Annotated in this window: 9 protein-coding genes and 2 pseudogenes; 10 read left to right on the top strand and 1 reads right to left on the bottom strand. The window is 71.4% G+C overall.

The annotated features are described in order from the left end of the window. The first annotated feature begins 38 nt into the window (after positions 1-38). The 6 genes and pseudogenes from OJ254_RS00320 (at position 39) to OJ254_RS00295 (ending at position 8,940) form a co-directional block, all read left to right on the top strand. A complete protein-coding gene (locus OJ254_RS00320; RefSeq protein ID WP_423835791.1) occupies positions 39-1,262 on the top strand; it encodes a DUF4192 domain-containing protein in 1,224 nt (407 codons plus the stop codon). A 215-nt stretch (positions 1,263-1,477) separates the two neighbouring features. Continuing rightward, positions 1,478-3,480: pseudogene (locus tag OJ254_RS00315) on the top strand (glycogen debranching N-terminal domain-containing protein). Between the two features lie 47 nt (positions 3,481-3,527). Continuing rightward, a complete protein-coding gene (locus tag OJ254_RS00310; RefSeq protein ID WP_265360787.1) occupies positions 3,528-4,292 on the top strand; it encodes an NUDIX hydrolase in 765 nt (254 codons plus the stop codon). Between the two features lie 749 nt (positions 4,293-5,041). Next, positions 5,042-6,043, top strand: coding sequence for a FadR/GntR family transcriptional regulator (locus OJ254_RS00305; RefSeq protein WP_279349397.1), 1,002 nt, complete (start codon positions 5,042-5,044; stop codon positions 6,041-6,043). A 400-nt stretch (positions 6,044-6,443) separates the two neighbouring features. Beyond that, positions 6,444-7,990, top strand: a pseudogene (locus OJ254_RS00300) (RNA polymerase sigma factor). A gap of 140 nt (positions 7,991-8,130) precedes the next feature. Continuing rightward, entirely contained in the window at positions 8,131-8,940 is an 810-nt protein-coding gene (locus OJ254_RS00295; RefSeq protein ID WP_265360785.1) for a serine protease, read from the top strand. A gap of 126 nt (positions 8,941-9,066) precedes the next feature. Here the strand turns inward: OJ254_RS00295 and OJ254_RS00290 are convergent, their stop codons facing one another. Next, positions 9,067-9,297, bottom strand: a complete 231-nt coding sequence (locus OJ254_RS00290; RefSeq protein WP_030412880.1) for a DUF7455 domain-containing protein — start codon at positions 9,295-9,297, stop codon at positions 9,067-9,069. Positions 9,298-9,741: 444 nt separating this feature from the next. Here OJ254_RS00290 and OJ254_RS00285 point away from each other — a divergent pair, with 444 nt between their 5' ends. From OJ254_RS00285 to OJ254_RS00270, 4 genes are all read left to right on the top strand, one after another. Next, positions 9,742-11,862: a DNA gyrase/topoisomerase IV subunit B gene (locus OJ254_RS00285; protein WP_265360784.1), complete on the top strand. Its 2,121-nt coding sequence runs from the start codon at positions 9,742-9,744 to the stop codon at positions 11,860-11,862. A 156-nt stretch (positions 11,863-12,018) separates the two neighbouring features. Further along, complete coding sequence (locus OJ254_RS00280; RefSeq protein WP_265360783.1) at positions 12,019-12,507, top strand: DUF1453 domain-containing protein; 489 nt, start codon at positions 12,019-12,021, stop codon at positions 12,505-12,507. Positions 12,508-12,609: 102 nt separating this feature from the next. Beyond that, positions 12,610-13,719 carry a sensor histidine kinase gene (locus OJ254_RS00275; protein WP_265364996.1) on the top strand — a complete coding sequence of 370 codons (1,110 nt, stop codon included), beginning with the start codon at positions 12,610-12,612 and terminating at the stop codon, positions 13,717-13,719. Beyond that, positions 13,716-14,390: a response regulator transcription factor gene (locus tag OJ254_RS00270; protein ID WP_261955290.1), complete on the top strand. Its 675-nt coding sequence runs from the start codon at positions 13,716-13,718 to the stop codon at positions 14,388-14,390. The genes OJ254_RS00275 and OJ254_RS00270 overlap by 4 nt, the downstream gene beginning before the upstream one ends. Positions 14,391-14,471: the final 81 nt, after the last annotated feature.

Raw genomic sequence — 14,471 nt, 5'->3', positions numbered from 1 at the left:
GGGGCCCGGCCGAGCTGGCCGACGCGCTGCCGTATTTGATGGGCTTCTATCCGGACGACAGCGTGGTCCTGGTCGCGCTGCACGGTGAGCGAGGACGGTTCGGCGGCCGGGTCCGGCTCGGTATTCCGGCGGACCGGACGCAGTGGACCGACGTCGCCGACCAGCTCGCCGAATGCCTGATCCCGGCCGGTCAGGACGCGTCCACGCGGCCCACGGCGATCATCGTCTACCTCTGTCAGGAGCCCGCGGCGGGCGAGAACGGCCGCGACGTCAGGGACCGGCTCCAGCCGTTCGCCCAGCGGCTGCGCACGGCCTGCGGAGCGCTCGATGTCCCCGTCCTCGAAGCCCTCTGCCTCTCCAACGGCCGCTTCTGGTCCTACTGCTGCCCCGACTTCCGGTGTTGCCCCGCGGACGGCACCCAGATGGTGATGCCGGGCACGTCGGTCATGGCCGCGGCGGCCGCCTACGCCGGAATGCAGGTGCGCGGTTCCCTCAAGGAGATGGAGGCCAGGCTGCGGCCACGCACCGGGCAGCGGGCCGCCGAACAGGAAAGGGCCCTGGACGCGGCGGCCCAGGCACTGCTGCCCCGGATGCTCCGGCCGGACGGCGCGGCGGTCGTTCGGAAGGACACCCTCGAACTGGCCGCCGCAATGATCCACCGCTTCCGCCAGGACACCCCCGCGGGCAGCAACCGGGCCCGGGACGCCTGCGACGACGCACTGATCACCAACGCCGAGGCGGCCAGCCTCATCCTCGGGCTCCAGGACCGGGTCACCCGTGACCGGGCGGCGGAGTGGATGGACGGCACGGCCGCCGCCCCCGCCCTCCGCCTGTGGCGGGCCCTCGCCCGGCGCTGCGCCGGAAGCTACGCCGAGCACGCCACGGCACCGCTCACCCTGGCCGGATGGGTCAGCTGGTCAACGGAGGACGGTCCCTCGGCGCGGGTGGCCCTCGGGTGCGCCCTCTCGCTCGACCCCGACTACACCTTCGCCCAGTTGCTGCACCGCGCGATCAACGAGGGGCTCGACCCTGAGCCACTGCGCCGGTGCCTGCGCGAGCAACACGAGGAGGCGGTGAGCACCGCGAGCTGCGCGCCCACCTCCGGTGCGAAGCGATCCCGGTCCGCCAAGCGCCCGGCGCCCGGCCGTGCCGCGCCCTCCGGGCGTCCTCGGGGACCGCGCGGCGGTACGGGCCCCGGGGCGCGTACGACCGGGGGACGTGGCGGGCGGCGGAGTGGTCATGACGACCGGAGCCGACGGTGACCGCCCGGTCGTCGTGCGGCCGGCGTGACCTGGGCGCCGGCCGGAGCGTTCACCTGTATGGCGCAGGCCGTACGAAGCCCCGACGTCACCAGGGAGCGCAGAGCGTGCCAGGCATCGTCCCCCCTACCCGAGCTGCCCGCCGGCCATCCCAAGAGCGGCGTCCGGCGCCGCCCCGGGCCCCTCAACCGCAGCCCGTCCACGCCTCGCTGGTCTGCGTGGCACTGCCGGCCCTGGCGGTGTCCCCCGCATCGGGACAGCTGACCGGCCAGGGCCTGGAGGGCTTCTACCGGGACGGACGGCGGGTCCTGTCCCACTGCGAGCTGCGGGTCGCGGGCGGTGAACCGCTGGTCGTCCAGGGCCGGATGACCGCCGCCGACCGGGCCAGGTTCGTCGGCACGATCCGCAGAACCGGTGAGCGGGGCCCGGACCCGGACATCCGCATGGAGCGGCTGCGGACGGCCGACGGTACCGAGCGGATCACCTTCCTGAGCAGCGCGAACCGGCCCGTCAGGCTGCCGGTGGAGATCCGGCTGCAGACCGACCTGGCGGAGCTCGGAGCCGTCGCCGTCGGCCTCCCGGGCCCCGAGCTGCGCGCCGCCGTCCACGGCTCCGGCCTCCGCTGGTCCGGGCCGGGAGTCCACGCGGTGGTGACCGCCGATCCGCCGCCCGAGGACGCCCTGGCGTCGGCCGGGCTGCTGCGCTGGGATCTCGAACTCCCGGCCGGCGGCCGCCGCACCATCGAGCTGCGCGCCGCACTGGAGCAGACGACCACCGGACCGGGCAGCGGCCCCGCCGGGCACCGTCGCGCCGGGAACGCCCGCATCCCCGGCCCGCGGAGCGGCACGTTCGCACCACGCACGCGTGTAGACCGGCCGCCCCGCCCCTGGCTCGCCACCCGGCTGGAGTGCGACGACCACCGGGCCGACGCCCTCATGGCGGCCGGCCTGGACGATCTGTACGGCCTGGCGATGCGGGACCCGGCGACGCCCGCGGACGTCTATCTCGCGGGCGGCTTCCCGTGGCGCTGCGGGCTGGCACCGGCCGAGGCGCTGTGGGCCGCCAGAATGCTGCTGCCCTTGGGCACCCGGCTCGCCGCGGGCACCCTACGGGCGCTCGCCCGTAGCCAACAGGCCGCACCAGGGCCGGATTTCGGCCGAATTCCGGGAGCCCTGCGGGACGCGGGACCGCACGCCCCGCCGAGCTGCACGGGTATCGAGGCGACCCTGCTGTTCCCCGCCGTGCTCGCGGAGGCGCGCCGCTGGGGACTGCCCGAGCCGGAGACCGCACGGCTGCTGCCGGCCGCGGAACGGTGTCTGAGATGGCTGCGGATCGTCTCCGACCCGGTGGGCCGCGCCCGCAGCGGCTACATCCCCGATCCGGCGCCCGACGGGCCGTACCGCTGCGAGACCCAGGCCCACGCCCATCGGGCCGCCCTCCTGGGCGCGGATCTCCTCGACGCCTGCGGCTCCACCGACGCCGTGGCCCTTCGCGAGTGGGCCGCGGACCTGCGCACCCGGTTCCGCCAGGACTTCTGGTTGGAGGACCGGGCCGGCGGCCGCCCCGCCGCGCTGCTCACCGCCGACGGCCGGCCCGTCCCGTACCTCGGTTCCACCGCCGCTCACCTCCTCGACCCCGGCCTGCTCGGCGGTGGTGCCCTCGCCCCCGGCCTGCTGGACGGGGCCCAGACGGACCAGCTGGCCAGACTGCTGAGCGGGCCTTCCATGGACTCCGGGTGGGGGCTGCGCGGACTGGGTGCCAAGGAGAGCGGCTACAACCCCTTCGGCCACCGCAGCGGTGCGGTGCGCGTCCACGAGTCGGCGATCGCCGCCGCCGGACTGGCCGCGGCCGGCCACGAGCGCGCCGCCGCAGCCCTGACCCGGGGCGTCCTCGACGCGGCGGAGAGCTTCGGGCACCGCCTCCCGGAGATGTACGCGGGGAGCAGCGCACGGCCGACGGAGCCCCCGTGCCGCACCCGGCGGCCTGCCGCCCGGCAGCGGTGTCGGCGGCCGGCGCGGTGCACATACTGATCGCCCTTGCCGGACTGCGCCCCGATGTCCCGGCCGGCACGGTGTCCGTGCGGCCGCTCGGCACGACCCCGCTCGGCGCGATGCAGCTCACCGGGCTGAGCGTCGCCGAGCAGCCGTTCGCCGTACGGATCAGCAGACTCGGCATGGGCATGGTGGAAGCGGCCGCGGAGGGTCTGCAACTGCGTTCGTGAGGTACTGCGGGCCTGTTTATCGTCAGGCGGACGACTATGATCACGCCATGCCTCCCTACGACCCGTCGGCCTTCCCGCCTTTCGCTGTCACCGTCGACCTGGTCGTGCTCACCGTGCGCCGCCACGCCCTCTGCGCGCTGGCCGTGCGCCGCGGTGAGCCGCCGTTCCAGGGCCGCTGGGCGCTGCCCGGCGGATTCGTCCGGGCCGACGAGGACCTCGAGGCAGCGGCCGCCCGGGAGCTGGCCGAGGAGACCGGTCTGCACGCCCAGACCCCGACGGGTCCGACGCCCGCGTACGGCGCCCATCTGGAACAGCTCGCCACATATGGCGATCCGAAGCGGGATCCCCGGATGCGGGTCGTCAGCGTCGCGCATCTGGTCCTCGCACCGGACCTGCCCGCTCCCACGGCCGGCGGTGACGCCCGGAGCGCCCGCTGGGCGCCGGTCGAGACCCTGCTGGAGCCGGACGACACCCATGCCCGCGAGGGCGAGCTGGCGGCCCCGCTCGCCTTCGACCATGCCCAGATCCTCACCGACGGGGTGGAGCGGGCCCGCTCGAAGATCGAGTACTCCTCGCTCGCCACGGCCTTCTGCCCGCCGGAGTTCACGGTGGGGGAGCTGCGCCGGGTCTACGAAGCCGTGTGGGGGGTCGCCCTGGACCCCCGGAACTTCCACCGGAAGGTGACCGGCACCCCGGGATTCCTGGTGCCGACGGGCGGCACCACGACGCGTCAGGGCGGCCGCCCCGCGCAGCTCTTCCGGGCCGGCGGCGCGACGCTGCTCAACCCGCCGATGCTGCGCCCCGAGGTCTGAGCACGGCCTTCGGCCTTCCCGGTGAGGACGGCCACGGGCCGCTGTTCCCTCCTGTGCCCGCGCACTGCAGAAACCGACACGATTGAACAATTACGAGAAAATAGGACATATTCCGATACCTTGTCCGGGTCGGGCCGCTTGTGTCGCCCGTGGCCGGCGCCCGGTCGCTCACTGCCTGCGGCTCGCTTCTCCCGGCGGGCGACTCCTGCGGCCAGCGGGTCCCGGTCGCGCTCCGGCCTGCATCGCGGCCTGCGTCGCGCCCGCTCAGGTCACTCGCGTCGACGGCTTCGCCGTCGGGTGCGCCCCTCGATGTCGTCGCCCCGGGTGAGCATCTCAACTCACCTGCCGAGTAACGCCGGTGGCGCGGAGAGGCGCGTGATTTGAGATGCGGAACGGGTCGTCATCCGGTGTGGTAAATGCCTGTTGATGCCGCTGTTCCGCGTGTGAAATTCCTTGATTTCACGGAGTGGTTGCGCGGTGGCCGTCAAGTGGCGGTCCGGAATCGACCGCGACATATCGGTCGTGAGAAGTGGCTCGGCTCAATCCGTAGGCAGCGCGCCGTTGTTGCGGTCAACCGGCTCTGGCCTGCGGAGATGTCGTCATGACGCGCTCCGACTCTCCGTTCCGGTCGAGTAAGGCGCCTGTTTTGGCGCCCTGTTGTTACGCATGCTGTTCGTAACTCGCCCTGGGCGGCGCATTTCCTTCCGATAAAGCGTCAATTCAGAGATGGGGGGCGATCACCCTTTCGTGTGCTTTTCACCAAAGACCTCAAGGGTGTTCAGGGTGTCGCCGACAAAGGATGCGTGAGTACCCTTGCGCACACCATGATGACCGCGGCTCGCCCCGGCGACACCGGCCTCGCAGGCCCGGGCGAGCTTGACCGCTACCCCTACGCCAACGCCGCCAACGCCGCGAACACCGGCAACACGGCCGGCCCGGAGCGTGCCGAGCGCGTTCCGCAGGTCTGGGACGGCTCCGAGGCCGAGATCGGCCGGGTCGGCCGGCGCGCGGCCGGCAGCCGCGGCCGCGGCCTGCACGGCCAACTCGTCCAACAGCTCGGCCAGATGATCGTCTCCGGTGATCTCGGCGCCGACCGTCCGCTCGTCCCCGAGGAGATCGGCCAGCGCTTCGAGGTCTCCCGCACCGTCGTCCGTGAGTCACTGCGCGTCCTCGAGGCCAAGGGGCTCGTGAGCGCGCGCCCCAACGTGGGCACCCGGGTGCGTCCGGTCAGCGACTGGAACCTCCTCGACCCCGACATCATCGAGTGGCGCGCCTACGGCCCGCAGCGTGACGACCAGCGCCGGGAGCTGTGCGAGCTGCGCTGGACGATCGAGCCGCTGGCCGCCCGCCTCGCCGCCGGGCATAGCCGGGAGGACATCCAGCAGCGGCTGGCCGACATGGTCGAGATCATGGGCCACTCCGCGGCCCAGGGCGACACCATGACCTTCTCCCGCGCCGACGCCGAGTTCCACTCCCTGCTGCTCCAGCTCGCCGGCAACCGCATGCTGGAGCATCTCTCCGGCATCGTCTCCGCCGCCCTGCACGTCTCCGGCGGATCCGCCGGCGGCTGTGAGCGGCCGGTCGAGACGTCCGTGGGCCAGCACATGCGGGTGGTCGACGCCATCGGCGCCGGCGATGCCACGGCGGCCGAATCCGCGATGCGCCAGCTCCTCGCCGCCCATGGCGAGGCGGCCGGCCAGGGCTCCGGGACGCCCGTGGACCACGTCGTCCCCGCGCCCCGCGAGCACTGAAGGCCGTACCCGACCGCGTACGGAACGTAGGCGCCGCGCGGCCCCGTGCCCTGCGTACCCCTGGGCGGGGCACGCCGTACGCGGCGAAGGCGCACTCGCTCGCCGGATCCGGGGCGTCGACCGGATCCGGCGGCAGATCTCGGGAGGATTGCATGTCATATGACAGGGAATGGGTCGTTATGGGGTGTGACTCGGGCCACGCAGATTGGGCGTAACGCTCTCCCGGGAAGCGCGATGACTTAAGAGGTGATAGCCGAGGAGGGAATACGAGCGGCGTTCGTGACGCTGTTCAACTCCCCGGTTGCCCCTGCGCCGTCGGTCCATCCCCACCGGCGGTCGTCGGCTCCGATCCACACTGGACGGGGTCGGAAGCCGTTTCCATCGTTCCGAGAGGTTGTTCGTGTCGGCCAGCACATCCCGTACGCTCCCGCCGGAGATCGCCGAGTCCGAGTCTGTGATGGCGCTCATCGAGCGGGGAAAGGCAGATGGGCAGATCGCCGGCGATGACGTGCGTCGGGCCTTCGAGGCTGACCAGATTCCGCCAACCCAGTGGAAGAACGTTCTGCGCAGCCTCAACCAGATCCTCGACGAGGAGGGTGTGACGCTGATGGTCAGTGCCGCAGAGGCGCCCAAGCGCACCCGCAAGAGCGTCGCAGCGAAGAGTCCGGCGAAGCGCACCGCCACCAAGACCGTCGCGGCCAAGACCGCCACGGTCAAGAAGACCACCGCCGCCGCCCCCGCCCCCGTGGCGGACCCGGCCGGTGAGTCCGAGTCCGCGCCTGCGAAGAAGGCAGCGGCGAAGAAGACGACCGCCAAGAAGACGGTCGCGAAGAAGACCACGGCCAAGAAGGCCACCGCGAAGAAGACCGCGTCCAAGAAGGACGTCGACGAGCTGCTCGACGACGAGGTGACCGAGGAGACCCCGACGCCCGGCAAGGGCGAGGGCCCCGAGGGTGCCGACACTCCGGAGAACGCCGGCTTCGTCCTGTCCGACGATGACGAGGACGACGCCCCCGCTCAGCAGGTCGCCGCGGCCGGCGCCACCGCCGACCCGGTCAAGGACTACCTCAAGCAGATCGGTAAGGTCCCCCTCCTCAACGCCGAGCAGGAGGTCGAGCTCGCCAAGCGCATCGAGGCGGGCCTGTTCGCCGAGGACAAGCTCGCGAACTCCGACAAGCTCGCGCCGAAGCTCAAGCGTGAGCTGGAGATCATCGCCGAGGACGGCCGCCGGGCGAAGAACCACCTTCTGGAGGCCAACCTCCGTCTGGTGGTCTCCCTGGCCAAGCGCTACACCGGCCGCGGCATGCTCTTCCTGGACCTGATCCAGGAGGGCAACCTCGGTCTGATCCGTGCGGTCGAGAAGTTCGACTACACCAAGGGCTACAAGTTCTCGACCTACGCGACGTGGTGGATCCGTCAGGCCATCACCCGCGCCATGGCCGACCAGGCCCGTACGATCCGTATCCCCGTCCACATGGTCGAGGTCATCAACAAGCTGGCCCGCGTCCAGCGCCAGATGCTCCAGGACCTGGGCCGCGAGCCCACCCCGGAGGAGCTGGCCAAGGAACTCGACATGACCCCGAGAAGGTCATCGAGGTCCAGAAGTACGGCCGCGAGCCGATCTCGCTGCACACCCCGCTGGGCGAGGACGGCGACAGCGAGTTCGGTGACCTGATCGAGGACTCCGAGGCGGTCGTGCCCGCCGATGCAGTGAGTTTCACGCTCCTGCAGGAGCAGCTGCACTCGGTTCTGGACACACTCTCGGAGCGGGAGGCCGGCGTCGTGTCCATGCGCTTCGGTCTCACCGACGGCCAGCCGAAGACGCTGGACGAGATCGGCAAGGTCTACGGCGTCACGCGTGAGCGGATCCGTCAGATCGAGTCGAAGACGATGTCGAAGCTGCGTCACCCGTCGCGCTCCCAGGTGCTGCGGGACTACCTCGACTAGTCGAACCGCCCGGCCCGTACAGCGCCGTGAGCCCGGTCTCTCCAATGGGGAGGGGCCGGGCTCGCCGCCGTCCGGGTGCGCGGCGCAGCCGTTTGGGTCACTCTGGGTGGGCGACAGCTGTCCCACAGTCAGGAGTCCGTATGCGTCCGACCGCAGGCGCCGTTCTCGGAGCCCTCGCACTGGTCCTCACCCTGCCGGTGCCGGCGGCCGCGGACGAGTCGGTGATCGGCGGGAAGCCCGCGCAACTGTCCCAGAGTCCCTGGGCGGTGGCGCTGGCCTCCCACCAGCGCTTCGGGGCCCAGCGCTCCGGTCAGTTCTGCGGTGGGGTGCTGGTGGGGCACTCCACGGTCGTGACGGCCGCGCACTGCCTGGGCAAGGAGGTGCTGGGCGTCCCCTGGCAGCAGGTCCGGGACCTGCGCATCGTGATCGGGCGCGACAACCTCACCGGCGGCGGGGGGCAGGAGGTCAAGCCCGCGAAGGTCTGGGTGAACCCCCGCTATGACAGCTGGACCAATGAGGGCGACATGGCCGTCCTCACGCTCCCGAGGCCGGTACGGAACCGGACCATCCCGATAGCGGGGCGGAATGACCGGGCCTACCGGCCGGGCAGCCGGGCCACGGTCTACGGGTGGGGAGACACCACGGGCGAGGGCCGCTACGCGTCACGGCTGCGCTCGGCGCACGTCAACGTGCTGCGCGACGCGGTCTGTGCCCGCGCCTATCCGGGCACCGCGGACGGAACGTATCGGTCCCGTTCCATGCTGTGCGCGGGGGAGCCGGACGGCGGGCGGGACGCCTGCCAGGGCGACAGCGGCGGACCGCTGGTCGTCCACGGGCGCCTGGTGGGGCTGGTGTCCTGGGGGACCGGCTGCGGTCAGGCGGGGAGGCCGGGGGTCTACACCCGGGCCTCGGCGTTGCTTCCGGCGGTCTCGGCACATGGTGCGGGCTGAGCCGCCGCGGGGAGCCGGCAGAAAACCGGGGCGTGCCAACGAGTGCGGGCGGCCCCCCGGTGGTGCCGGGGTGACCGCCCGCCGCACGGCGCAGGGCCGCTGCTCGCTCGTCGTGGATGCGAAGTGTCAGCGTTCCTCATCGGACGCGGACGCCGGAGAAGCGTTCAGCCGCTCCGTCTCGTCCTGTATTTCCGCGGCGATCTTCTTGAGTTCTGGCTCGAACTTGCGACCGTGGTGGGCGCAGAAGAGCAGTTCTCCGCCGGACATCAGGACGACGCGCAGGTATGCCTGGGCGCCGCAGCGGTCGCAGCGGTCAGCGGCCGTCAGCGGGCTCGCGGGTGTCAGAACAGTAGTCACGTCGCCTCTTCTCTAGCTCGACGAGCTGTCGTACCAGGGTCAACATCCAACCAGGCCGAAAACGTTCCCGCTCGTGCCTTTTCCTCGAAAAAAATTCTTCGAGGGGGCCGGGTGCTGCCGGGTGGCGGCGAATGAGCCGTATTGCTTGGTGGTCTGATTCACGTTGGGTGCTGGGTCTGTCCCCCCGGCTGGCTTGCCGGTTGTTGATGAGGACGTGCCCGGAGCCTAAATGGTTCATGCCTCGAAGGGAACGTGATGTGCACGTCACTCGGACGTCACCCCAACGAGCGATCGAACGCACGAGCGAAATTCTACTACCATGAGCATGCTTACGGGTGGCGTCACATCGGCTCTACCAGGCCTCGGTACCCTCTGACCGGCGACACCGCCACAACCGAGTCCGCGGAATGCGGACTGCCAGAAATTCAGCGAGGAGCGAACCGCGTGACCGCCGAGATGTCCGTGCCGTCCACCGCAGTGCTGACCGGGGCAGACCGGGACGGTTCCAACTACACCGCGCGGCATCTGCTCGTCCTGGAGGGCCTCGAAGCGGTCCGCAAGCGCCCCGGCATGTACATCGGCTCCACGGACAGCCGCGGTCTGATGCACTGCCTCTGGGAGATCATCGACAACTCCGTCGATGAGGCGCTCGGCGGCTACTGCGACCACATCGAGGTGGTCCTCCACGACGACGGGTCCGTGGAGGTGCGCGACAACGGCCGCGGCATCCCCGTGGACGTCGAGCCCAAGACCGGGCTGAGCGGCGTCGAGGTCGTGATGACCAAGCTGCACGCCGGCGGAAAGTTCGGCGGCGGTTCGTACGCGGCCTCCGGCGGTCTGCACGGCGTCGGCGCCTCGGTCGTCAACGCCCTCTCCGCCCGGCTCGACGTCGAGGTCGACCGCAACAGCAAGACGCACGCGATCAGCTTCCGCCGCGGCGTCCCCGGCATCTTCACGGAATCGGGCCCGGACGCCCCGTTCGACCCGGCCAACGGCCTGCACAAGGGCAAGCGGATCCCCAAGACCAAGACCGGCACCCGCGTCCGTTACTGGGCCGACCGGCAGATCTTCCTCAAGGACGCCAAGCTCTCCCTGGAGACGCTGTACGCCCGCGCCCGCCAGACCGCCTTCCTCGTCCCGGGCCTCACCCTGGTCGTCCGCGACGAGCGCGGCCTCGACGGCGCCGGCAAGACCGAGGAGACCTTCCACTACGACGGCGGCATCAGCGAGTTCTGCGAGTACCTGGCGCAGGACAAGGCGGTGTGCGACGTCCTGCGGCTCAGCGGGCAGGGCACGTTCAAGGAGACCGTGCCGGTCCTCGACGACCGCGGCCACATGACCCCCACCGAAGTCACCCGGGAACTGGGCGTCGACATCGCGCTGCGCTGGGGCACGGGCTACGACGCCACGCTCCGGTCGTTCGTCAACATCATCGCCACCCCCAAGGGCGGCACCCACGTCTCCGGCTTCGAGCGCGCGGTCACCAAGACGGTCAACGAGGTCCTGCGGTCGAGCAAGCTGCTCCGCGTCGCGGAGGACGACGTCGTCAAGGACGACGCCATGGAGGGCCTGACGGCGGTCGTGACCGTACGCCTCGCCGAGCCGCAGTTCGAGGGCCAGACCAAGGAGGTGCTCGGCACCTCGGCCGCCTCCCGGATCGTCGCCCAGGTGGTGAGCCGGGAGCTGAAGGCGTTCCTGACGTCCACCAAGCGGGACGCCAAGCAGCAGGCGCGCGCCGTTCTGGAGAAGGTCGTCGCGGCTGCCCGCACCCGCATCGCCGCGCGCCAGCACAAGGAGGCGCAGCGGCGGAAGACGGCGCTGGAGTCCTCCTCGCTGCCGGCCAAGCTCGCGGACTGCCGCAGTGACGACGTCGACCGCAGCGAGCTGTTCATCGTCGAGGGCGACTCCGCGCTGGGCACCGCCAAGCTGGCCCGGAATTCCGAGTTCCAGGCGCTGCTGCCGATCCGCGGCAAGATCCTGAACGTCCAGAAGTCGTCGGTCTCGGACATGCTCAAGAACGCCGAGTGCGGCGCCATCATCCAGGTCATAGGGGCCGGTTCCGGCCGTACCTTCGACATCGACGCGGCCCGCTACGGCAAGGTCATCTTCCTGGCCGACGCCGATGTCGACGGCGCCCACATCCGCATCCTGCTGCTGACCCTGTTCCAGCGCTACATGCGCCCGATGGTCGAGCAGGGCCGGGTCTTCGCCGCCGTGCCGCCGCTGCACCGCATCGAGCTGACCAACCCCAAGAAGGGGCAGGACAAGTACATCTACACCTACTCGGACAACGAGCTGCGCCAGACCCTGCTGGAGCTCCAGCGCAAGAACGTCCGCTACAAGGACAGCATCCAGCGCTACAAGGGCCTGGGTGAGATGGACGCCGACCAGCTCGCCGAGACGACCATGGACCCGCGCCACCGCACCCTGCGCCGGATCAACATCAGCGACCTGGAGGCGGCGGAGAAGACCTTCGATCTCCTGATGGGCAACGAAGTCGCCCCCCGCAAGGAGTTCATCACCAACTCCGCGGCCACTCTGGACCGTTCCCGGATCGACACCTGAGCGGTCGCTGAGCCCGGGCGGGCGTCTCTCCACCCCAGGTGGAGCGGCGCCCGCCGCGCTTTCCACCCGGGCCCCACCCTGGCTCCGATCCGCGCGGCGGCCACTCTCCGTAGCGTCGGGGACGTCGGAAAATCCCGTCTCCCGGAGGCTCAGGTCATGAGCGGCCTGCTCAACATCGTGGCGATCGCCGCGGCTGTCGTGTTCGTGTTCATCAAGCAGTTCAGCGCCCAGCGCATCACGTCCGAGGGCAAGAAGTGGTGGCTGATCCCCGCCGTCCTGGCCTTCCTGGCGCTGCGCGACCCCGGCCTCCTGGACCCCGCCCACCGGACCGCGTCCGCCGTCCTGCTGGCCGTCGGGCTCCTGATAGGGCTGGGCTGCGGTGCGGGCTGGGCCTGGACGACGCGCATCTGGACGGACGCGGACGGGGTGGTGTGGACCAAGGGCAGCTGGGCGGCGGCCGGCGTGTGGCTCTGCGCCATGGTGCTGCGCGGCGGCCTGATGGCCATCGCCGGGGCCATGGGCGTCCATCAGGGCACCCCGGCGATCATGCTCTCGGTCGCCGGCATGCTGCTGACCCGGACCGGGGTCACCACCTGGCGGGCCCAGGCCTTCCAGCGGACGTACGGTGTTCCTGTCGCGGGCTGAGGCCCCGGCGCGCCCGATACCGCCACCCACCGACCGAGGACCGTACGTGCTGCCCCTGCCTTGACGAGCTGGCCCCTGCGGGAGTCGCTGTCCCGGGAAGGCATGAGCGGCGCCCGGTTGTGGATCGGCCGGTCGGTGCGCGTCCTGGTCGTCGCGGGGCTGACGTGGTCCACGGTGGCCGGGCCGCACTTCCGGGGCTGGGCACTGGTGGCGGCGCTCGCGGGGGTCGCCACCACGCTCGTGGCGTTCCGCGCCTTCTTCCGCGTGACGCGCGAGCGCCTTCTCTGGCCGTCCGTCGGCCTGTTGCTCGTCCTGGAGGCCGCGGCCTTCGGCTTCTCCTTCGCCGGTGCCCGGACGCCGGCGATCGTCCTGTGGTGCGCCTGCGCCATCACCGCGATGGAGCGGCTGCCGCTGGCCGTCGGCGTGCTGTGCTCGTCGGCCGCGCTCGCCGCTTACGCCGTGATGAACACCGACAGCTGGCTGACGACCATCACGACCACCGCGGGCCTGGCCCTGGCCGGCTACGTCATCCGCCTCGACGCCGAGGCGCGCGGCAACGCCCAGCGGCTGCTGGCCCAGGAGCGGGCGGCCCGCAAGGCCGAGGCGGAGTCGGCGGCACTGGCCGAACGGGGCCGGATCGCGCGGGAGATCCACGACGTCCTCGCCCACAGCCTGAGCGCCCAGTTGGTGCATCTGGAGGCGGTGCGGCAACTGATCCAGCGCAGTCCCGACCTGGAGGCGGACCGCGCACAGCTCCTGGAGCGGGTCGTGGCGTGCCGGGGGATGGCCCGGGAAGGGCTTGACGGCACCCGTGAGGCGCTTTCCGCCCTCCGCGGGGAGATGATCCCGGTCGAGGACCTCCTGCGCCGCCTGACGGCCGCTGAGGGCGCTCGGCTGGACGTGACGGGCGAGCCCCGCGTGCTGCCGGCCGAGGCGGGCCTCACGGTCCGCAGGGTCGCCCAGGAGGCGCTCACGAACGTGCGCAAGCACGCCCCGGGGGCGCGGGTGCGCGTGCGGCTGGACTACGGGGCGGACGACGTGGGGCTCGAAGTGCGGGACGACGGGGGCCGCGGACGGTCCGCCGAACTCTCCGCGAGCGGTTCCGGGTACGGTCTGCTCGGGATGCGGGAGCGTGCCGAACTCCTCGGCGGAACGCTGGAGTCCGGCCCTGACGAGGAGGGCTTCGTGGTGCGGTTGCGGGTGCCCGCATGACGGCACGTACGGTGACGCGGGTCGTGGTCGCCGATGATCAGACAGTGGTGCGCGAGGGAATCGTGATGCTGCTGGGGCTGCTGCCGGGCATCGAGGTCGTCGGTTCGGCGCCGGACGGCGAGGAGGCGGTCCAACTGGTCGCCCGTTACGCCCCGGACGTCGTCCTGATGGACCTGCGCATGCCCCGCTGCGACGGGGTCGAGGCCACCCGCCGGATCCGCGCGGAGCACCCCGGCACCCAGGTCGTGGTGCTCACCACCTACGCCGACGACGACTCGCTCTTCCCCGCCCTGCAGGCCGGCGCCCGCGGCTATCTGACCAAGGACGCGGACGGTGACGAGATCGTCCGTGCCATCGACGACGTGCTTTCCGGTGAGGCGGGCCTGTCGCCGAAGATCCAGCGCCGTCTCCTGGAGCGCTTCACCGAGCCCGCCCACACCGTGCCGCAGCCGCCGGCGGAGCCCCCGGACGGGCTGACCGCGCGCGAGGTGGAGGTGTTGCGGCTGGTCGCCGAGGGGTTGTCGAATCCGGAGATCGCCCGCACCCTGCACGTTTCCACGGCGACCGTGAAGACCCACATCAACAATCTCTTCGCCAAGGCGGGGCTGCGCGACCGGGCTCAGGCGATCCACTACGCGTACCGCCACGGGCTCGCACAGCCGCCCGGGTAGTTCCTGGTGGTCCATCACCTGATGGGGTGAAGGGTCCGCAAGCGTGCGTCCGGGATCTTCCTTTCTGTCCACCCTTGGGCG

Source organism: Streptomyces endophytica, from assembly GCF_026153355.1.
In the GTDB taxonomy this organism is placed as follows: Bacteria; Actinomycetota; Actinomycetes; order Streptomycetales; family Streptomycetaceae; genus Streptomyces; species Streptomyces endophytica.
The sequence above is the reverse complement of the archived record's forward strand: the minus strand, read 5'-3'. Positions and strand labels throughout refer to the sequence as shown.

Excerpts from the sequence above, each read along its gene's own strand:
- OJ254_RS00320 (WP_423835791.1), top strand. The coding sequence starts at position 39 with ATGGGCTTCTATCCGGACGACAGCGTGGTCCTGGTCGCGCTGCACGGT.
- OJ254_RS00310 (WP_265360787.1), top strand. The coding sequence starts at position 3,528 with ATGCCTCCCTACGACCCGTCGGCCTTCCCGCCTTTCGCTGTCACCGTC.
- OJ254_RS00295 (WP_265360785.1), top strand. The coding sequence starts at position 8,131 with ATGCGTCCGACCGCAGGCGCCGTTCTCGGAGCCCTCGCACTGGTCCTC.
- OJ254_RS00280 (WP_265360783.1), top strand. The coding sequence starts at position 12,019 with ATGAGCGGCCTGCTCAACATCGTGGCGATCGCCGCGGCTGTCGTGTTC.
- OJ254_RS00275 (WP_265364996.1), top strand. The coding sequence starts at position 12,610 with ATGAGCGGCGCCCGGTTGTGGATCGGCCGGTCGGTGCGCGTCCTGGTC.
- OJ254_RS00270 (WP_261955290.1), top strand. The coding sequence starts at position 13,716 with ATGACGGCACGTACGGTGACGCGGGTCGTGGTCGCCGATGATCAGACA.